Here is a 19,078-nt window from a genome sequence, read left to right as displayed (position 1 = left end):
GCCGGTCCGATCGTTCAGGCCGCCTTGATCGCCCCCACTGTGGCAGATGACGCCGGCAGACAGCGGATCGGCAACGGCGAGGCCCGTCGCCCAGCAGGCGGCAATCGGCGCCAGCACCTGCATCGCCAAAGCGAGCAGGACCAGGGGCAGGAATTTTTGTAGCCGTGCGCGCATCCGCCGAACCATTCGTTCGTCTGCTAACTAAACACCGTGCCGGCCCCAAGTCGAGGTCAGTTCCGCCGCCTTCTTGGCCCAGCGCAAATTAGGTCGAGAACCGTGGTCGGAGGAACCCACCACGGGACCGGGGTCGGGCATTGAGCCCCGTCAAACGGCCCGTCTCCCACAGATTTCTTAGATTTGTCATATACTTGGGGGCCAAAAGCCCGATCATTTCGTCATCTGCTCGAATTTTGAACATTCGTTGCCGAAAATGATGACAAGTGAGAAAAGTTGATCTAGCATCCCTCTTGCTCAGGCGCTGACCGCAAGGTCAAGGCCTGGTGGTCCAAGTCTCGGGAGGAGCCCCTGGCGCGCAAAACGCAGCGTCGCCCCGTCAATCAAGAGCAAATCTTAGAATCGGGGATAATAGGGTCGACACAATTTTTGAGCGGGGCCAGGGCCCCGCTCTTTTTTTGTCCGCGAGGCTGAAGCACCGATGAAGGCGTCGTCCAATCCGGTCGAAATCAGCTTCGAACTCGCGGCCTCGCACTGCGCGGATCTCACGCCCCTCGTCTACCAACGCCTGTTCGACGCGTATCCCGAAACGCAAGCGATGTTCCGCTCGGACGGCAGTGACCTCGTGAAGGGGTCGATGCTCGCGCTGACGATCGAGGCCATCCTCGATTTTTCCGGGATGCGTCACGGGCATTTCCGGCTGATTGCCTGCGAGGTCACCTCCCACGACGCCTATGGCACATCGCGCCAGCTGTTCACCGCCTTCTTCACAATCATCAGGGACACGCTGCGCGATCTGCTCGGCGATGAATGGTCAACCGAGATCGCGCAGGTCTGGGACACATTGCTCGTCGACATCGACGCACTCACCGGCGCGACCGGCTGACGCTTTGCGCTGCACCAACGCGGCTTGCTGCGATGGCGAGTGATTGCGGATTGAGTGGCACCAACTCTTGTGAGACACTTTCGGACATCGGTCGCGCAATCAATGACGCGCCGACGATAAAGTGTATGGGAGCGAGCGATGTCCGGGACGAAAGATTTCTCGACGACGAGGCGCGATCTTCTTCAGGCGGCCGCGACCGCCGGCGCCGGAGCGGCCCTCTTCGGCAGCATGGGTATCAATCCAGCACTGGCGGCCGAGGTCGGACGTAGCGAGAAGCCGCTGAAGGCGGCATTTTCCAATGCGGGCCTTCAGGCCACCTGGTGCGCACAGGGCAAGCAGGCCGCGGAGTTCTGGGGCAAGCTGTTCAACGTCGAGGTCACCTGGTTCGATGGCCAGCTCGACGCCGTGAAGCAGCGCGCGGCGATCGACAACATGGCCTCGCAGAAATGGGATTTCGTCGCGATCCAGGCCTTCGGCATCGGCACCCTCACCCAGCCCGTGCAGAAGATGATCAACGCCGGCACGCCCGTGATCGACATGGACACGCTGATTGCGCCGCTCGACCAGATCAACGTCCACTCCTTCCTCGCCCCCGACAACGAGTTCATGGGCGCCTCGGTGACCCAGGCCCTCTGCAACGCCATGGGGGGCAAGGGCAAGATCATCATGACGCAAGGCGCGCTCGGCCATACCGGCGCGCAAGGCCGCGCCAAGGGCTTCACCTCGGTGGTCAAGCAATTCCCGGGGATCGAGGTGCTCGATACCCAGCCGGCCGACTGGGACGTCTCCAAGACGGCGCGTCTGTGGGAAACGTATCTGACCAAATATCCGCAGATCGATGCGGCGTTCTTCCACAATGACGACATGGCGCTCGCCGCCGCCAACATCATGAAGGCGCGGGGCCGCACCAACATCCTGATCGGCGGCGTCGACGCCATGCCGCCGGCGATCCAGGCCGTGAGCGAAGGCCGCATGTTCGCGACCGTCCGCAACCCCTCCTGCCGCATCCATGGCGGCGCCATCATCGCGGGCGTCTCGGCCGTGGTCGGCGGCGAGAAGAGCGGACAGGGCATTCCCAAGAACGTCGTCACTGACGGCCCGGTCGTGACCAAGGCCAATGCCGCCGGAATGCAGTGGATGCAGGATCACTTCCTGATCTGAGCCTCCAAGATCTGAACTTTCATGTCAGAGGGTCGCTCGCCCATCCTTGAACTGCAGGGCATCACGAAGAGCTTCGGCGGTGTCGAAGCGCTTCGTGGTGTCGACTTCGCGCTGCTTCCCGGCGAGATCCACGGTCTCGTCGGCGAGAACGGCGCCGGGAAAAGCACGCTGATGAAAATCATCGCCGGCGTGCACACCGAGTTCTCCGGCCGCTTCTTGATTGACGGCGCGGAGACGCATTTCCGTTCGGCCCGCGACGCGCACGCGGCCGGCATCGCCATGGTGCATCAGGAGCTCTCTGTCGCGCCCGACCTCACGGTCGCCGAGAACGTCTTCCTCGGCAACCAGCCGATCAACGCCCTGGGCCTCGTGCAATGGCGGCGCATGGCGCGCGAGGCCGGCGAGCAGCTCGCCCGCTTCGGCATCGACGTCGATCCGATGAGCAGGCTCGGCGACTTACCCATCGGGCTGCAGCAGCTGATCGAGATCGCCCGCGTGCTATTCTCCCGCGCCCGCATCGTCATCCTGGACGAGCCGACCTCCGCCCTCTCTCCGCCCGAGGTCGAGCGGCTCTTCGCAACGCTCCGGCGCCTGCGCGAGCAAGGCACTGCCATCGTCTTCATTTCGCATTTCATCGAGGACATCCTGCGCGTCTCCGACACGGTGACCGTGTTCCGCAACGGGCGAAAGGTCGCCGAGACGGCGAGCGCCGCGACCAGCAAGGGCGCACTGATCGAAGCGATGATCGGCCGCGGCGGCGAGGCCCTCGAGCACAGCTACACCGACGATCTGATGTTGCCACAGCCGAGTGGAAGCTCGGTGATCCTGAAGGTCGACCAGCTATCACTCGCCCGCAGTCTTCAAGACGTCTCCTTCGAGGCCCGCGCCGGCGAGGTGCTCGGCATCTACGGCTTCATGGGCTGTGGCCAACAGGAGCTGTCGCGCATCCTGTTCGGCAAGCTGAAGCCGGACAGCGGCACGCTCGCGGTCGAGGGCAAGCCAAAGACCTTCGCCAGCACGGCAGCGGCCCGGCGGGCCGGGGTGGCATTGGTGCCCGAGAGCCGGCGCGACATGCTGTTTCACCAGGAGCCGGTCTACAAGAACATCTCGATCAGCATTCTCGACCGCATCTCGGCGCTGCTGCTGAAGCCGGCGCAGGAGCGCGACATTGCTCAGCGCCAGGTCGAGCAGCTGCAGATCAGGCCGCCGGTGGTCGGCCTCGACCTCGGCATGCTCTCCGGCGGCAACCAGCAGAAGGTCGCTCTGGCGAAATGGCTGACCTACCCGCCCAAGCTTCTGGTGCTGTGCGAGCCCACCCGCGGCATGGATGTCGGCGCAAAGAACGACGTCATCAACATCGTCCGCGACCTCCGCGCCAAGGGCCTTGCGATCATCGTGCTGTCGACCGAGCCGGAAACGGTGCTGTCGCTGGCCGACCGCATCCTCGTGCTCAAGCGCGGCGCAGTGGTGCGGGAATTCAAGAACGAGCCGGTCAGCAAGGACCGCCTGCTGGAAGCGGCGTGACGGAGAATCACCATGGCGAGCAGTGAAACGGTTCCGGCGGTGGGGCAGCGGGCGCGGGGCCTCGCGCCCTTCCTGCGCTCGCAGATGCGCAACATCGCCCCGTTCCTGACGCTGATCTTCCTGTCCGGCTTCTTCGCCTTCGCCAGCCCCTCCTTCGCGACACTGGACAATCTCGGCAACATCCTGACCCAGGTGTCGGTGACAGGCATCATCGCGGTCGGCCTCACCTTCGTGATCCTGTGCGCGGAGATCGACCTGTCGATCGCCAGCATTGCCAACGTCACCGGCATCGCGGTCGCCTACTTCACGCTCCAGGAGTCCTACGTCAACATCGCCAACGTGCCGCTGCCCGGCGCAGTCGCGATTCTACTGTCGATCCTGCTCTGCGCCCTGCTCGGCCTCGTCAATGCACTCGGGCTGACCGTGATCGGAATTCCCTCCTTCATCATGACGCTGGCGATGATGCAGATCGCGGCTGGCATCTCGGCGCTGCTGGTACGTGGCCAGATCGCCTACAAGGTTCCGAGCCTGATCACCACGCTCGGCTCGGGCTCGATCGGCGGCATTCCCTGGCTCGTCATCGTCGCGGCCATCATGCTGCTCGGCGGCCATCTGGTGCTGACCTACACGCGCTTCGGCCGCTACGTCTACATGGTCGGGGGCAATCGCGAGGCGGCCGAATATTCCGGCCTCAATGTCAAGCTCATCCTCGGCGCGGTGATGGTGATCTCGGCGGTCTGCTCCGGCATCGGCGGCATGCTGGGCGTCGCCCATTTCGGCAGCGCGCAGCAAAACGAGTTCGACACCTATCTGCTCGACTCCATCGCCGCCGTCGTTGTCGGCGGCACCAGCCTGTTCGGCGGCCGCGGCGGCATCGGCAACACGATCGTCGGGCTTTTCGTGCTCGGCGTTCTCAACAACGGCCTCGATCACGTCAACATCGACAGCTTCCTGAAGATCCTGATCCGCGGCCTGATCCTCTTGGCAGCTCTGGTCATCAACGTCTATGCGCAGCGGCTGAGAGAAAAAGCGGCGGAGTAGCCTGCCCTCAAAACAAAAAGTGCGAAAACAACCCCATGCACAGTAGCCGGGGCTAGCGGAATCAATGGCTTGCCGGTGACGCGCAAAGGGTGACCCGTCATCCTGAGGTGCGAGGCAAGCGATGCGAACGCATCGCTTGCGGAGCCTCGAAGGATGAAGGCCGAGATGCAGCCGGGCCGTCGCCCTTCGAGGCCTCCGCTGCGCGCCGGCACCTCAGGGTGACGGAGAGAGAGAGAGCGAGGCTCGCTGTATCGATCCCGTCATTGCGAGCGCAGCGAAGCAATCCAGAATCATTCCGCGGTGGCAGCCTGGATTGCTTCGCTGCGCTCGCAATGACGATGTGGCGGCAGGAGGGCCGAACAACGTTGAGAACGTTGCTTAGCTCCCGGCGTTCCGGTCCGGCGGAAGCCGCGAAAATCTGAAATCGCAGTGGCTCGCGCCGCCGGCCAGCGTTTGCGTCCGCTCCAGGCGGATGCCGCGCGTTGCGTAGGCGTCGAAATCGAGCCCGCAGATGTTCGGGAGGATGTCCTTGTCTCCGTGGCGAGCGGCGAATTTGCAGAAGCCGCAAGCCTTGTAGTCGATACCGAATTCAAAGTGGTCACCCGGGCCCGGTTCGACGAAATCGTAGACGAAATCTTCCGGAAACGCGTCCCGATGGCTCTTCGTGATGCTTTCTGCGGCCTGCTCGCGGAGCAACGCCTGGTTCTCCGGCGACATGAATTGGCGCCCCGCAGCGAGACGTTCCGCCTCGGGCACCGCGAGCAATTGCGCCTTGTAGGTTTCCCGCTCGATGTCGCCGATCACAGCCAGCGGCACGCCATGTCGCCGGAGCACGCGGCTGATGGCCATGAAGCCCATGAGACGCATGAAGAAATCGCTCATCCGGCTTGCCGCGCCCCCGACATAGGGCATTTGGGTGAGCACGAGCTCGAATTCGTCCATCACCTCCCGCCGGATGGCGTTGGTATCGGACAGAAGGGCACGCTTGGACAACATCGTTTCGGCGAGGTCGAGCCGATGGCGCATGGCGGCTTCCATGGCACCGCGATGCGCTTCGTAAAAGGGATGGATCGTCTCAGGCATTGGGTGTTTCTCAATCGGGTTGGACTGTCACTTCATTCCGCGGCGATCGCCTCGATCTCCAGCAGCCATTTGCTGTCAACGGTCTCGACGATCACGACAGTTAACGCGGGCTGATGATCGCCGAGCACCGCGCGCCGAATGGTACGGTTGGTCACAACCTGGTTGCGGCCGGTCAGGAACGTCGTGACCTTGACCAGATGCGCGACGCTGAGGCCGGCTGCGGCGAGCACTTCCTTGACGTTGCGCCAGGCCTGCTCGCATTGCGCCTCGAAACCTTCGGGCACGGCGCCGTCGGAGCCTTCTGGGACCTGGCCGCTGATGAACAACAGGCGCCGATGCTGCTTCAGTTCAAGTCCCATGCTGTAGCCACCGGCGGGCGCATTGACCGTTGCAGGATTGTGGCTGACGATGTGAGCTGGGGACATGGGCTTCTCCGGGTTGCGGACCGAACCCTATCCGGCGGCGTCGCGGCGGCGCAAAGCATCAATCCTGCGGTTCAGCGCAAGAAAATCTATTGCAAGGCCGTGCTCCATCGGTGTCAAAGTGCGGCGCGATGACCTACGCCCTTCCCCCACTCAACGCGCTCCGCGCCTTCGAGGCCGCCGCCCGGCATCTCAGCTTCAAGCTCGCCGCGCACGAATTGCACGTGACGCCGGCCGCCGTGGGGCAGCAGGTGAAGGCGCTAGAGGCTCGCCTCGGCGTGCAGCTGTTCGAGCGGCTGCATAAGCAGCTCATCCTGACCGCGGCCGGCCAAGCCTATTTGCCCGGGATATCCGAAGGCTTTCGTCATATTGCCGAAGCGACGTCGCATTTGAAGCCAGCAGGTGCGGTACTGCTGCAATTGGGTGTCCATGGCAGCCTCGACCTGCGCCGCCTCGACTTGGCGGAGTTTCGCAGCGCGCATCCCGACATCGGTCTTCGGGTGCTGCAACCTGCCGGCCTGCACGAGCTGGTCGAAGGCAAGGTCGACCTGCTCATCGCCCGCGGCCTCGGCCACCATCCCGGCTATCGCTGCGACCGGATCGATGAGGGATCGGGTTTGGGTGATTGGCTGGTTGCGCCCGAAGGCACGGCGGACTGTCCCGAGGTCGTCAGTTTTCGCGAATGGCTGCGCGCCCTGCAGGCTGAGAAGCCGCGCGCAAGCCACCACCGTCCTCGCCTGGTGGGCATCAGCGGACGTTGAGGGGGCTTGCTGACTGGCCGTGGTTTGAGCCAGCGCGACGTTTGACACGTCGGGCGAAACAGGATCACAAATTCAACGTGACGCCGGCCTTATGTCTGGGGAAGCCCTGAGCTCGTGATGGCTGCAATCGATCGTCGAACCGTTCTCATGGGTGGGGGAGCCCTTCTCATGACGACAAACCCGCTTGCGGCCGCTCTATTCGAGTGGCAGTCGGTAACGCCGCCCGATGCAGGCTTTGCGCCTGATCTCGATGCGCGGCTCGACAAGCTGATCACGGACAATCGCGCCTGGGGCCTGCATGGCGTCGTCGTGACGCGCATGGGCAAGCTCGTGCTCGAACGCTATTTCGCCGGCGAGGATGAAGTCTGGGGCGCTCCTCGCGGCCGCGTCGCGTTCGGTCCCGACACGCTGCACGACTTGCGCTCGGTCACGAAGAGCATTCTCGGCCTGCTCTATGGTATCGCGCTCGATCTCGGCAAGGTGCCCGCACCTGACCAGAAGCTGATGGCGCAATTTCCAGACTATGCCGACGCCGCAACGGATCCCCGCCTCCAGCGTCTGACCATCGCGCACGCGCTGACCATGACGCTGGGGTTCGACTGGAACGAGGACATTCCCTACCAGGATCCGAACAACAGCGAAATTCAGTTGGAGAGGGCGCCCGATCGCCTGGGCTACATCTTCGGCCGCCCCTTCATTTCCGATCCGGGCACGCGCTGGATTTACGGCGCGGCCGGCACCGAGCTCATCGGACATTTGCTGGTGAAAGGCGTTGGCCAATCGCTGCCGGACTTCGCTCGCGCAAACCTGTTCGAACCCCTCGGGATCGGTCCGACCGAATGGACCAAGGGATTCAACGGGCAACCCGCGCCCGCATCCGGCCTGCGCATGACGCCGCGCGATCTTGCCCGCATCGGCCAATTGATCCTCAACCGCGGGCAATGGGACGGGCGTCAGATCGTTTCGGCGGACTGGCTCACGAAATCGTTCCAGCCCTACGTCCCTTGCGACGAGCAGCGCCGCTACGGCTATTTCTGGTACAGCGGCGATCTGCAGTACGGCCATCCGCCGAACCGCCCGATCACGCATTGGATCGGCGGCTTCGGCTACGGCGGCCAGCGGCTGTTCGTAATGCCCGACCTCGGCGTCGTGGTCGCCATCACCTGCGGAAATTACGCCGACGAGAAGCAATGGATGCCGCCGATCCGGGTGATCCGCGACGTCGTATTGGCCGGGCTGAGGTGAGCGGCGCACTTCGAACTTCGCAGTTCACCGCAAGGAATGCCCCGTCATCCTGAGGTGCGAGGCAGGCGATGCGAAAAGCATCGCATGCGGAGCCTCGAAGGATGAACGGCCGAGATGCACAGCCGGGCCGTCGCCCTTCGAGGGCCGCTGAAGAAGCGGCCACCTTAGGGTGACGGAGATAGAGCGAGGCTCGCTGCACCGATCTCCTCACTCCGCCAGCACCTCACCGCATGCCCGTCGGCGCGCGTCTCCAGCGACGGCCCCGGCTCTCTCCGGCACATGTCTTCCGCATACCGACAGCGCGGGCTGAAGGCGCAGCCGTTCGGTGGGTTGAGCGGGTTGGGAAGATCGCCGCCCGTCGTCGCCAGCGGCGCATGTCGCAGCGGATCGGGGATGGCGGCGATCAGGGCTTGCGTGTACGGGTGCGCCGGGCGTTCGAAGATCTCGCGCCAGTCGCCATTCTCGACGATGCGGCCGAGATACATCACTGCGACGCGGTCGCTCATGTGCTCGACGACGCCGAGGTCGTGGCTGATCATGATGTAGGAGAGGCCGAGCGTCTCCTTCAACTCCAGCAGCAGATTGATGATTTGGGCGCGGATCGAGACATCGAGCGCCGAGACCGGCTCGTCGCAGATGACGATCTTGGGGTTGAGGATCAGGGCACGGGCAATGCCGATACGCTGGCGCTGGCCGCCGGAGAATTCATGCGGGTAGCGGCCCGACTGTTCCGGCCGCAGGCCCACATGTCGCAGCATGGTCGCGACGCGGTCCTCGATCTCGCTCTTTGCGGTCACGCCATGCACGCGCAACGGATCTTCGAGCGTGCGCCGCACGGTCTGGCGTGGATTGAGCGAAGCGTAGGGATCCTGAAACACCATTTGCACGGTACGGGCCAACGCCTTGCGATCGCCGGATTGCCGGTTCGTGACGACCTCCCCGTCCAGCACGATGCGGCCGCGTGTCGGCGTCAGGAGACCAAGGATCGACAATGCGACCGTCGACTTGCCGGAACCGGACTCGCCGACGAGGCCGAGGCATTCACCCCGCCTCAAGCTGAGATCAACGCCGTCGACGGCCCGGAGCAGCCGCCGGCCACGGCCCAGCAAGCCGCCTCCCAGCGGAAAATGCACCGCAAGATCCTCGACGCCGAGGATGAGATCGTCGTCCGGCCTCGCCTTGCCCTGCACGACTTGCGGTTCATGCATGGTGATGACACCTGACCAGACCGCCCGCCTCGAGCGGATCCGTCTCCGGCGCGCGGGTCCGGCAAATATCGGTCGCCTGCGCGCAGCGCGGATTGAACCGGCAGCCATCAGGGAAATTCGTGATGGCCGGGACGACGCCCGCGATCTCCTTCAGCCTGCTCCGCCCGAGCGCGGCGCGGCTGCCGAGCCGCGGCAGCGAGGCGACCAGGCCTTGCGTATAGGGGTGCGAGGGCGCGCGGAAGATATCCGCCGAGCCGCGCTCCTCGACGATGCGGCCGGCATACATGACGGCGACCCGGCGGCAGACATTTGCGACCAGACCGAGATCGTGGCTGATCATCAGGATCGCCGTTCCTCGCTCCGCGCACAAATTCCGCATCAGCTCGATGATTTCGGCCTGCACGGTGACGTCGAGCGCGGTGGTCGGCTCGTCGGCGATCAGGAGATCCGGACCGCATGCCAGCGCGATGGCGATCATCACACGCTGGCGCATGCCGCCGGACAGCTGGTGCGGATAGTCCTTCACCCGCCGCTCCGGTGCGGGCACGCGCACGCTCGCCAGCGCCTCGACCGCCAGCTGATTGGCCTCCCGCCAGCTCTTGCCCTTGTGCAGCACGAACATCTCGGCGATCTGCCGGCCTACGGGTGAGACCGGGTTCAGCGCCGTCATCGGCTCCTGGAAGATCATGGCGATGCGGTTGCCGCGGAGCTCCCGCTGCCTGGCGGCGGAAAGGTGCTGGATCTCCCGCCCCTCGAACCGGATGATGCCACCGCCGATCGACAAGGGGTGCCGCAACAGGCCGATCAGCGATAGCGCCGTGATGCTCTTGCCGCAGCCGGATTCGCCGACGAGGCCGAACGTTTCGCCGCGGTCGATGCGAAACGAAACGCCCTCGGCTGCCGCAACGGCCCTGGACCCGTCATCGAGATCGATGCGCAGATCCTCGACTTCGATCAGCGGCGTGCCGGTCATGTCCGTCGGCTCCGCGATTGGGGATCGAGGATGTCGCGCAGGCCGTCGCCGAGCAGATTGAGGCCGAGCACCGTCAGGAAGATGGCGAGGCCGGGAAAGATCGAGAGCCACGGCGCCGTCGTGATCTGCTCGCGGGCTTCCGACAGCATGCTGCCCCAGCTCGGAAAAGGCGGGCGGACCCCGAGCCCGAGGAACGACAATGCGGCCTCGGACAGCACCGCGCTGCCCATGCCGAGCGTGCCGATGACGACGATCGGTCCGAGCATATTCGGCAGCAGCTGCGTGATCATGATGCGCAAATCGCCATAGCCGAGCACGGTTGCCGCCTGCACGTAGCCCTGGCTCCTGAGCGACAGCGCCGAGGCCCGTGCGATCCGGCAGGTGAAGGACCAGTTGGTCAGACCGAGGGCGATGAGCAGGCTCGTCAAGCCAGGTCCCAGCACCGCCATGATGGCGAGCGCGAAGATCAGCGATGGGATCGCGAGCATGACATTGGTCAGGGCGTTGACGACATCATCCCACCAGCCGCCCCAATAGCCGGCGCTCAGGCCGAGGGCCACGCCGATGACGCTGTTGATCAGCTGCGAGATGATGCCGACCGTCAGCGAGACCCGCGCGCCGTACACGACGCGGGAATAGATATCACGGCCCTGGTCATCGGTCCCGAACCACCAGGTCCAGCTCGGCGGCTCCTCCGCGTTCAAGAGGTTGGCGTCCATGACGGGATCGGTGTGCGCCAGCCAGGGCGCAAGCAGGCCGACGAAGATCGCAAGCGCGAACAACACCCCACCGATGACGAGATTGGCCCGGAGCTTCATGCGTATCTGATCCTGGGATCGATCACGCCGTAAAGCACGTCGATCAGCAGATTGATCGCGAGAAAGGCCAGCACCACCACGAGAATGGAGCCCTGAACGGCCGGAATGTCGCGCTGGAGCACGCTGTCGACCAGCAGCGAGCCGATGCCCGGCCAGGAGAACAGCTTTTCGACGACGACTGCCTGCCCCATCAGTCCGCCGAACTGCAGGCCGACGGTCGTGAGGATGATGACGAGCGCATTACGCATCACGTGCCACTTCACGACCCTGGTCTCGCTCATGCCCTTCGAGCGTGCGGTGCGGACGAAATCAGCGGTCATGATCTCGAGGACCGCGGCGCGCGTGGTGCGGGCGAAAAGCGCCATGGGCGAGACGCCGAGCGTCACGGCCGGCAGCAGCAGATATTTCAGCCCTCCGTCGCCATAGCCGAAACTCGGAAGCCAGCCGAGCTTCAACGCAAACAGATACATCAGCACCAGTCCGAGCCAGAATTTGGCAATGGAAAGGCCCGACACCGCCACGACCATGGCGAGCGTATCGACGATGCCACCGGGCCTAAGTGCTGCGACGAAACCCAGAGGAACGCCGATCACGACGGCAAACGCCATGGCGGTGAATATGAGTTGCAGCGTCGGCCAGGCCCGCTTGGCAATCATGCTCGTGACAGGCTCGCGCGTCCGGAACGAGGTCCCGAAATCACCGCTCGCGAGCTTGGCAATGTAGGCGCCGAAACGTACATAGACGGGGTCGTCGAGACCGAGCTGCTTTTTCATGCGCAGCTCGACCTGCGGATCTGCATCATCACTCATGCTCGAAGCGATGCTGCCGGGAACGACGCTGAACAGCACGAAGACCAGCAGCACGACGGCGAGCACGGTCGGAATGGTTTGCAGGAGACGGCGGAACAGGAACGAGAGCATCGGCACTTTTCCTCTCTCCCTCCATCACATGATGCGATGGAGGGAGCGCGACAGCGCGTGTCACTTCGCGGGCGAGGTCTCGTCGACCCAGAGGTCCTCGACGTTCTGATGGGTCAGCTCCGTCGCATTCAGCTGAACGCCCTTGAGCCACGGCTGCACCGCCATGACCGCCTTGTTGTAGTTGAAGAACCAGACCGGCGCCTCCTCATAGAGCAGCGCATTGGCCTTTTGCAGCAGTTGGATGCGCTTGGCGGGATCGTCGGCCTGCCCGGCCTCGTCGACGATCTTGTCGAAGTCGGCGTTCTTGAAGGTCGTGTAGTTGCAGGCCGGCTGCGGCGTCGACGAGTGGAAGCATTTGAGCGCAGCCTGCGGATCCGGCCCGCTCGCCTGGGAATAGATGAAAGCCTGGTAGTCGCCGCTGCGAACCACCTCCGCCAGCACCGCCGTCTCGACCTGCTTGACCTTGGCCTTGATGCCCACCTTGTCCAGCATCGGGATGACGGCTGAGACGATCGGCAGGCCCCAGCTTTCATTCTGGCTGGTGGTCCATTCAAATTCGAAGCCGTTGGGATAGCCGGCCTCGGCGAGCAGTTGCTTGGCCTTGGCGGGATCGTAGGGGTACGGCTTCATCGCCTTGTCGTAGGCCGGAGCGGTCAGCGGCAGCCAGCTGGTGGCGCGGTAGGCCTTGCCCTTGACCAGCTTGTTGATGATCAAATCGGTGTCGATCGCGTAGTTGATGGCCTGCCGGACGCGCTTATCGGCGAACGGCTTGAACGAGGGATTCATGCCCATGTAGCGCGTGAAGACCTCGGCGACCTCGACGATGGTGCCCTTGAGGGCGGCGTCGGATTGATAGGCGACGTATTGCGCCGGCCCCAGCACCGAGGTGTCGATCTCCTTGTTGCGGAAGGCGACATCGCGGGCCGCGGCTTCGCCCATGACCGACACGACGATCTTGTCGGCATAGGGCTTGCCGGGCTTGTAGAACCGGTCCCACCGCTCCAGCACGATGCGCGATCCCGGCACGTGCTCGACGAACTTGAACGGTCCGAGACCGATCGGATGCTGGATGAAGCTCTCCTTGGCGCCCTCGTCGGCGGGATAGATCGAGGTCAGCGCGGTGAAGAAGTAAAAGCCGGGATCGACCTTCTCGGTCAGCTTCATCTCGATGGTGAAATCGTCGATCTTCTTCAGGCCGGATATCTCCTTGGCCTGGCCCTTCTCGACTGCGGCCGCGCCCTCGATCACGCGGACATACCGCGCACCTGGAAAGGCCTTGGCGCCGTCCATGATGCGGGTGTAGGACCAGATGACGTCGTCAGCCGTCATCTTGCGGCCATTGTGGAAATAGGCGTCGTCGCGCAGCTTGAAGGTGTGAACGAGGCCGCCGCCGGAGACCACGTCCTCCTTGGCGAGTTCCAGAACCGGTTTGCCTTCCGCGGAATTCCAGATGTAGAGCGAGCGATGCAGCGCCTTGGCGTAGATCTCGTCCTGGGCGCGCTGTGTGGTGTGGATGTCGAGGCTCGTGAAACTCGAGCCATACGGCGCGGTCATGCGGATGGTTCCGCCCTTGCGTGGAGTCTGGGCCTCCACTGACCCGGCGAGCGCCAGTCCCAAACCAGCGACGATCGCAACCATCCTGAACATCATGAGTCCCCAACAACGCTGCATGCCGATCAGAGATTTGATCATTCGCAGCCCGTCGAATGCAAGCTTCGTTTTTGACGGCGACCAATGTCGGTTCCGGGAGGCCCGTTTTCAACGAGGAGACCTCCGAGACCGGGTTGCATCCCCGCAGCGATACAAGCCGCCGATTGACGCGGCGCGTCATCAGTCGGCCGGACCCGTGAACATTCTTCGCGGTCGACGCGACCAAGCTCTGGATCGTTACCTGAGCCCAGGAATCGCAAAAAATAGGGATCGCGGAAAACATGAAACGCCGTAAGCTAGGTATCCTGCTCGCCGGCAGCCTGGTCGCCGCGACGGCGGCGATGGCGATCCCGGTCACGCCGGATCCTGTCCGCGACCGCCCGACCAACACCATCCATATCAACTGGTCCCACACCACGCGGTCCAACGGGTATGTCGACGATACATGGTGGGCGCTCAGGGACCGTTGCGCCCCGGATAATCTTGGCGAGCGCCTGCTCTGCGATGCCATCGGGCTTTTGGCGGGGGCCACCAGCCGGACGTTCGAAGCCAAAATGTCCGACGACGTGGGCCTGCCGCTCGCCGACCGTTGGGGCCTGATGACCGCGAAGAATTCACCCTTCATCCGGTCGGCTCACGTTGAGACGCCGCTCGGTCTCCAGGCCGTGCTCGGCTTCTATCGCGCCGCACTCGAGCAACGCGGCTGGACTGAAAACGACGGCGCGGTCGTCGAGGCTGACAGGGCCGTCGTCGCCTTCACGACGTCAGATGGGCCGGGGCTGCTGCGGCTTGGCCGTCAGAACAACATGACGATCGCCGACCTTTCGCTGCGCAAGCTGCTGGCCGCCACGTCCGGCATCCGGCCGGCGCCGGACCGAGTGATGTTGTTGGTCGGCAACAAGACGGATGAAGCGGCCGATATCACCGTCAATGAGCGAAGCATCAGACTGGAGGCTCGCGCCGGAGAGGACCTGACGGATTCCGACGCAGCCGCTGACAAGCTGCCTGATAACCAGAAGATCGATCTGCCGCCGGGCAGGTACAAGGTCACGCTCAAGCTCGAAGGCAGCGCGGCGCAGCAGCGCGAGTTCGAGGTCGCGGCCGACGAGACCTGGGGCCTGCTGGTCGGTCCCGATGGGGCCCCGCTTCCGTTGCGGCTGTATTGAGGGCGCCTTTCTTCCCCCCGTCATGGCGAGGAGCATTTGCGACGAAGCAATCCAGACTCTTTCCGCAGTCGCAGTCTGGATTGCTTCGCTGCGCTCGCAATGACGGAGTGTGCGGGTACGCCTCTCACGACGTCTTCAAGCTGACAATTCCGGCTGCCAACCGCGCAATTTTCGCGCGGCTCCGGTGACGTGAGTGATCGTCCGAAACGTCCCCGCCTCCACCATCATCGCCCGCGCCAGCCGCACCGCGCGGGCTTCGCTGATGGCGCGCTTCTTCGGATCCTCGATCAGCTCGAAGTCGATGTTATGGGCGAGGCCGAAGATGCGGCGGATGATTTTTGCGGCGGCGAAGCCGACGGCATCCGTGAACAGGCGCTGCATGTAGGACTGCCGCTCGGCCTCCAGGCGCGCGGCGCCCTTCTCGCCGGCGAAGAGCGAGACCGGATAGACATCGCCCGCGGCGCCCGCGCGCCAGAGGTCGAGGAATTTGCGGGAAAACTCGTTCCAGACCTGCTCGACCGTCTCCAGCACCCAGGCCTCGAACGCGGCCCGCTCCCCCGGCGCGCGCTCGTGGCCACTCGATGCAAAATAGGCCATCAAGAGGTTGGCGAGCACGGCGCCGACGTCGAACCCCATCGGGCCGTAGAAGGCAAATTCCGGATCGATCACCCGCGCCTGGCTGTCCGTGACCATGATCGATCCGGTGTGGAGGTCGCCGTGCAGCAGCGCCTCGGGGCTTGCCATGAACTTCAGCTTGAGCCGGGAGATCGCGACATGCAGCTCCATGTCATCACGCAGGCTTGCGGCGAGCGCATCGAGATATGGCGCGGTCCAGCGGTTTTGTTCGGCGATACGGTAGGGATCGGTGAAGATCAAATCCTCGGTGATCTTGCATAGCGCGTGGTTGCCGGCGAAAGCCGCGATGCCCTCCTTCTTCTCGGCCGCGGACAGCGCGAGATCGGAGGTGAAGAACAGCGTGCGCGCCATGAAGGTGGTGATGTCATCGACGAAGCCGGGATATTGCGTTGCCGCAACCAGCCCCTTGCGCATGATGATGTGGGGCTCGAGCAGCTCCATCACCGTCAGCGCCAGACTCTCGCTGTGATGCAGCAAGGCCGGCACGAGGCCAGGCGCGAGCTGGGCCTGCTTCGACAGCGCCAGATATTCGTAATGGGCCCGCGACAGCGGCAACGGCCAGCTCTCGCCGACGAGGCGGACATAGGGCAGCGCCTGCTTGACGGCGACGCCGCCGCTCGCGCCCTTGACGATGAAGACGAGGTTGAGATTGCCGTCGCCGACTTCGGTGATCCCCCAGCCGGCCGGCTCGCCGCCGAGCAGCGCGGCGATATCGGGCAGGTCCGCGAGATAGTCCCGCAGGGCCGCCTCATGCAAAATCCGATAGTCCCCTGTCCGGTCCCCGTTCATGGCGATCCCATCCCACCTCTGGGCCGGATCCTTACTCCCGATGCTGGGAAGCTCGAGCCGATCGCGGCCATTCTTTGATCGGATCGTAATCGCAATCAATGCAGTCTGCCACCCGGCGCTTTTGGCTGTGCCGGTGAACAGGGAGATGGACGCAAGGTCGTGAGTATCGGGCGGCCAAGCTGGGACGCTTGGTCGCGAGCTAACGACCTGCCGATTAGGAACACAAGCGGGCCGAGACGGTTTTTGCTTTTGTGACCGTTTGAAGGAGCTGCCGATGAGCCGCGGAATGCCCTCCATGACTGCTCTTTTGGCGATGCTGGCCATCGCCGGATATCAGAACCGCGATAAACTGGCGGAGCTGCTGAAAGGCGCGGGCGCCGGCTCGACCGCTGGCGGCCAGCAGCCGCTTGGAGGCGTGCTCGGCAATCTCGGCGGCATGCTCGGCGCGGGCGGAATCGGGGGCCTGCTCAATGGCGGAATTGGTGAGCTCCTGGAGCGGTTCAACCAGAATGGGCAGGGCGAGATTGCCGATTCATGGGTGAAGCCTGGCCCCAATAAGGAAATATCCTCGCCGGAGCTCAAGCAAGCCATCGGCAGCGATGTCCTCGAGAAGCTCGCCCAGCAGACCGGGCTTTCTCAAGACGAGATCGTCACACGTCTATCCCGCGAGCTTCCTGCTGCCATCGACAAATACACGCCGGATGGACGTCTGCCCAACGCCTAGCTGCAACGGCTACTCAGAAAAGGTGTACACATGAGTCTCCTTTGGACCATCATCATCGGCTTTCTCGCCGGCGTGGTCGCCAAATTCATCATGCCGGGCGACAATGAACCGTCAGGCTTCATCCTGACGACCATTCTCGGCATCGTCGGCGCCTTCGTTGCTTCCTACCTCGGGCAAGCGCTGGGCTGGTATCGCCCTGGCGAAGGGGCCGGCCTGATCGGTGCCGTGGTCGGCGCGATCATCGTGCTGTTCGTCTACGGTCTCGTCGCCGGCCGGCAACGCCGCGCGATCTAGGCTCGCGCGGATCGTTACTCCCGCTCCAGGAAGCTCGAGCCGATCTCGGCCTTTCTTTTGATCGGATCGTAATCACAATAAACGAGGTCCGCCACCAGCGTGTAGCTGGCGCTGACGGTGTATTTGTCTGTTTTGACCGAGTTCAGGCCGATCACCGAGGTGCTCTTGCCGCCGTTCCACTTGAACGGCGTCGAGCTCTTGGCCTGCTCGCAGGCCATCACGGCTTCGTTGAAGACATAGCCCTCGACGAACGCCTTCAGCGTCCGCACCTGCACCGCCATCTTCCACTCGACATAGCCGATGGCGCCGAGACCGGCGACGATGAGCACAAGAAGCGCGACGACGATCCGCTGAAAAGTCATTTGGTCCCCCCGAAAAACAACAAACCAAGCGTGAAATTCTAAGCGCGCGAGGAGATGAAGCAAGGTGTGTCGACGAAGACGTTACACCTCTCCCCGGCGGGGAGAGGTGACACCTAGAACGGCATGCCCATGAGCTTCGACAGGCGCTCGATCGAGAGATAGCCGGCGTGATAGGCGAGCATGCCGAGGCCGTAGATGATGGCCGAGATGATCGTGGTCCAGATCAGCTTGCGGCCCATCCGGGTCAGGATCGGGGCGCCGGGGTCGGTGCCGGGCGCGCCGACGCCGTCCTCGTGCTGGCTGCGCACGCCGAACGGCAGCGTCACGAACAGCGCGACCCACCAGATGACGAAGTAGATCGCGATCGCGGTCGATATCTGGATGGCCATGGGACGGCCTTATGCCTGCTCGATTTCGACCAGCGCGCCGGAAAAATCCTTCGGGTGCAGGAACAGCACCGGCTTGCCGTGGGCACCGGTCTTCGGCACGCCGTCGCCGAGCACGCGGGCGCCCTCCTTCACCAGCGTGTCGCGCGAGGCGATGATGTCGACCACCTCGTAGCAGACATGATGGATACCGCCGTCGGGGTTGCGCTCGACGAATTTTGCGATCGGCGAGGCCTCGCCGAGCGGCTCGATGAACTCGATCTTGGTGTTGGGGAGCGTGGCGAACACGGTGATGACGCCGTGCTCGGGCAGCGGCACGGCTTCCGAGATCTGGGCGCCAAACGCGGCGCCGTAAATCCTGGCAGCCTTGACGGCGTCCTTGGTCGCGATCGCGACATGGTTGAGCCGGCCCAGCATGGTTCTCTCCCGTTAGACTGTCAGCACATGTACCAGACAGGGGGGCTTTTTGCCCCAATGTTCGTTGATGACGGCCCGGACAGCGCGTCGCACCGACTCGGCGAGAGCGTCCGCATCGCGGCGGCGCGCTCTCGGCAGTCCCTCGATCGTCGACATCACGGCGTCGAAGACGATGTCGTCGAAGGGCTCGCCTGCCCGGTTCTTCTCGGGGATGCCGACGAGATCGACCGCGGGATCGTCGGCGAGCTCGCCCTGCTCCGTCATGGCGATGGCGACGAAGGCGCAGCCGGAGAAGGCCATCCGCCGCCGCTCGACCACGGCGCGGGATTTTGAGTCCTCCAGGATCGTGCCGTCCTTGTAGAGACGGCCCGACGGGACCTCGCCAATGATGCCGGGATCGCCGGGGCCGAGCTTGACGAGGTCGCCGTTGCGGCAGAC

At 64.0% G+C, this 19,078-nt stretch carries 21 protein-coding genes and 1 pseudogene; 9 read left to right on the top strand and 13 right to left on the bottom strand.

Going from position 1 to position 19,078, the window contains the following annotated elements:
* A partial coding sequence (locus MOV75_RS07080; RefSeq protein ID WP_369010445.1) for a DUF2946 family protein occupies positions 1–186 on the bottom strand: 186 nt, incomplete at its 3' end.
* 469 nt (positions 187–655) lie between these two features.
* Between MOV75_RS07080 and MOV75_RS07075 the strand changes: the two genes are divergently transcribed.
* From MOV75_RS07075 to MOV75_RS07060, 4 genes are all read left to right on the top strand, one after another.
* On the top strand, positions 656–1,060 hold the full coding sequence (locus MOV75_RS07075) for a globin (protein WP_246921062.1): 405 nt from the start codon (positions 656–658) through the stop codon (positions 1,058–1,060).
* A 138-nt stretch (positions 1,061–1,198) separates the two neighbouring features.
* Positions 1,199–2,221, top strand: a complete 1,023-nt coding sequence (locus MOV75_RS07070) for a sugar ABC transporter substrate-binding protein (protein WP_247005269.1) — start codon at positions 1,199–1,201, stop codon at positions 2,219–2,221.
* A gap of 21 nt (positions 2,222–2,242) precedes the next feature.
* Positions 2,243–3,745 carry a sugar ABC transporter ATP-binding protein gene (locus MOV75_RS07065; RefSeq protein WP_246921065.1) on the top strand — a complete coding sequence of 501 codons (1,503 nt, stop codon included), beginning with the start codon at positions 2,243–2,245 and terminating at the stop codon, positions 3,743–3,745.
* A 12-nt stretch (positions 3,746–3,757) separates the two neighbouring features.
* Positions 3,758–4,786 (top strand): ABC transporter permease, encoded by a 1,029-nt coding sequence (locus MOV75_RS07060; protein ID WP_247005268.1) that lies wholly within the window; start codon positions 3,758–3,760, stop codon positions 4,784–4,786.
* 378 nt (positions 4,787–5,164) lie between these two features.
* On the opposite strand, the gene MOV75_RS07055 is transcribed toward MOV75_RS07060, so the two are convergent.
* Entirely contained in the window at positions 5,165–5,869 is a 705-nt protein-coding gene (locus tag MOV75_RS07055) for an L-2-amino-thiazoline-4-carboxylic acid hydrolase (protein WP_246921069.1), read from the bottom strand.
* Between the two features lie 32 nt (positions 5,870–5,901).
* Positions 5,902–6,294, bottom strand: a complete 393-nt coding sequence (locus MOV75_RS07050) for a RidA family protein (RefSeq protein ID WP_246921072.1) — start codon at positions 6,292–6,294, stop codon at positions 5,902–5,904.
* A 128-nt stretch (positions 6,295–6,422) separates the two neighbouring features.
* On the opposite strand from MOV75_RS07050, the gene MOV75_RS07045 reads away from it, so the two are divergent.
* Together MOV75_RS07045 and MOV75_RS07040 are read left to right on the top strand one after the other, a co-directional pair.
* A complete protein-coding gene (locus MOV75_RS07045; RefSeq protein WP_246921074.1) occupies positions 6,423–7,052 on the top strand; it encodes a LysR family transcriptional regulator in 630 nt (209 codons plus the stop codon).
* A 168-nt stretch (positions 7,053–7,220) separates the two neighbouring features.
* Positions 7,221–8,297: a serine hydrolase gene (locus MOV75_RS07040; RefSeq protein WP_247005267.1), complete on the top strand. Its 1,077-nt coding sequence runs from the start codon at positions 7,221–7,223 to the stop codon at positions 8,295–8,297.
* A 164-nt stretch (positions 8,298–8,461) separates the two neighbouring features.
* Here the strand turns inward: MOV75_RS07040 and MOV75_RS07035 are convergent, their stop codons facing one another.
* From MOV75_RS07035 to MOV75_RS07015, 5 genes are read right to left on the bottom strand one after another with little or no spacing between them, the layout of a single operon-like run.
* Positions 8,462–9,505, bottom strand: coding sequence for an ABC transporter ATP-binding protein (locus MOV75_RS07035; RefSeq protein ID WP_246921078.1), 1,044 nt, complete (start codon positions 9,503–9,505; stop codon positions 8,462–8,464).
* Positions 9,498–10,478 carry an ABC transporter ATP-binding protein gene (locus tag MOV75_RS07030; RefSeq protein WP_246921080.1) on the bottom strand — a complete coding sequence of 327 codons (981 nt, stop codon included), beginning with the start codon at positions 10,476–10,478 and terminating at the stop codon, positions 9,498–9,500. Before MOV75_RS07030 ends, MOV75_RS07035 begins: the two co-directional genes overlap by 8 nt.
* Positions 10,475–11,296, bottom strand: coding sequence for an ABC transporter permease (locus MOV75_RS07025; RefSeq protein ID WP_246921082.1), 822 nt, complete (start codon positions 11,294–11,296; stop codon positions 10,475–10,477). The genes MOV75_RS07030 and MOV75_RS07025 overlap by 4 nt, the downstream gene beginning before the upstream one ends.
* On the bottom strand, positions 11,293–12,216 hold the full coding sequence (locus MOV75_RS07020; protein ID WP_246921103.1) for an ABC transporter permease: 924 nt from the start codon (positions 12,214–12,216) through the stop codon (positions 11,293–11,295). The genes MOV75_RS07025 and MOV75_RS07020 overlap by 4 nt, the downstream gene beginning before the upstream one ends.
* Before the next feature lie 60 nt (positions 12,217–12,276).
* Positions 12,277–13,866 (bottom strand): ABC transporter substrate-binding protein, encoded by a 1,590-nt coding sequence (locus MOV75_RS07015; protein WP_246921105.1) that lies wholly within the window; start codon positions 13,864–13,866, stop codon positions 12,277–12,279.
* Positions 13,867–14,147: 281 nt separating this feature from the next.
* Here MOV75_RS07015 and MOV75_RS07010 point away from each other — a divergent pair, with 281 nt between their 5' ends.
* Positions 14,148–15,032 (top strand): hypothetical protein, encoded by an 885-nt coding sequence (locus tag MOV75_RS07010; protein ID WP_246921084.1) that lies wholly within the window; start codon positions 14,148–14,150, stop codon positions 15,030–15,032.
* 135 nt (positions 15,033–15,167) lie between these two features.
* On the opposite strand, the gene mtnK is transcribed toward MOV75_RS07010, so the two are convergent.
* A complete protein-coding gene (gene mtnK, locus MOV75_RS07005) occupies positions 15,168–16,457 on the bottom strand; it encodes an S-methyl-5-thioribose kinase (RefSeq protein WP_246921086.1) in 1,290 nt (429 codons plus the stop codon).
* A 274-nt stretch (positions 16,458–16,731) separates the two neighbouring features.
* Between mtnK and MOV75_RS07000 the strand changes: the two genes are divergently transcribed.
* Complete coding sequence (locus tag MOV75_RS07000) at positions 16,732–17,181, top strand: YidB family protein (protein WP_246921088.1); 450 nt, start codon at positions 16,732–16,734, stop codon at positions 17,179–17,181.
* Between the two features lie 30 nt (positions 17,182–17,211).
* The gene (locus tag MOV75_RS06995) at positions 17,212–17,475 is read left to right on the top strand and encodes a GlsB/YeaQ/YmgE family stress response membrane protein (RefSeq protein WP_246921090.1); all 264 of its coding nucleotides are present in this window, start codon (positions 17,212–17,214) and stop codon (positions 17,473–17,475) included.
* Between the two features lie 14 nt (positions 17,476–17,489).
* Here MOV75_RS06995 and MOV75_RS06990 read toward each other — a convergent pair whose 3' ends face one another.
* The 4 genes and pseudogenes from MOV75_RS06990 to MOV75_RS06975 all read right to left on the bottom strand — a co-directional run.
* Positions 17,490–17,837, bottom strand: coding sequence for a hypothetical protein (locus tag MOV75_RS06990; protein ID WP_246921093.1), 348 nt, complete (start codon positions 17,835–17,837; stop codon positions 17,490–17,492).
* 113 nt (positions 17,838–17,950) lie between these two features.
* Entirely contained in the window at positions 17,951–18,226 is a 276-nt protein-coding gene (locus MOV75_RS06985; RefSeq protein WP_246921095.1) for a DUF1467 family protein, read from the bottom strand.
* A 9-nt stretch (positions 18,227–18,235) separates the two neighbouring features.
* Positions 18,236–18,640: a methylmalonyl-CoA epimerase gene (gene mce / locus MOV75_RS06980; protein WP_246921097.1), complete on the bottom strand. Its 405-nt coding sequence runs from the start codon at positions 18,638–18,640 to the stop codon at positions 18,236–18,238.
* Between the two features lie 12 nt (positions 18,641–18,652).
* Positions 18,653–19,078 (bottom strand): annotated as a pseudogene (locus MOV75_RS06975) (MBL fold metallo-hydrolase); the annotation flags it as partial.

Source organism: Bradyrhizobium sp. PRIMUS42 (genome assembly GCF_023006515.1).
GTDB lineage: Bacteria > Pseudomonadota > Alphaproteobacteria > Rhizobiales > Xanthobacteraceae > Bradyrhizobium.
Note: the sequence above shows the minus strand (reverse complement) of the source record. Positions and strands in the feature narration are given on the sequence as shown.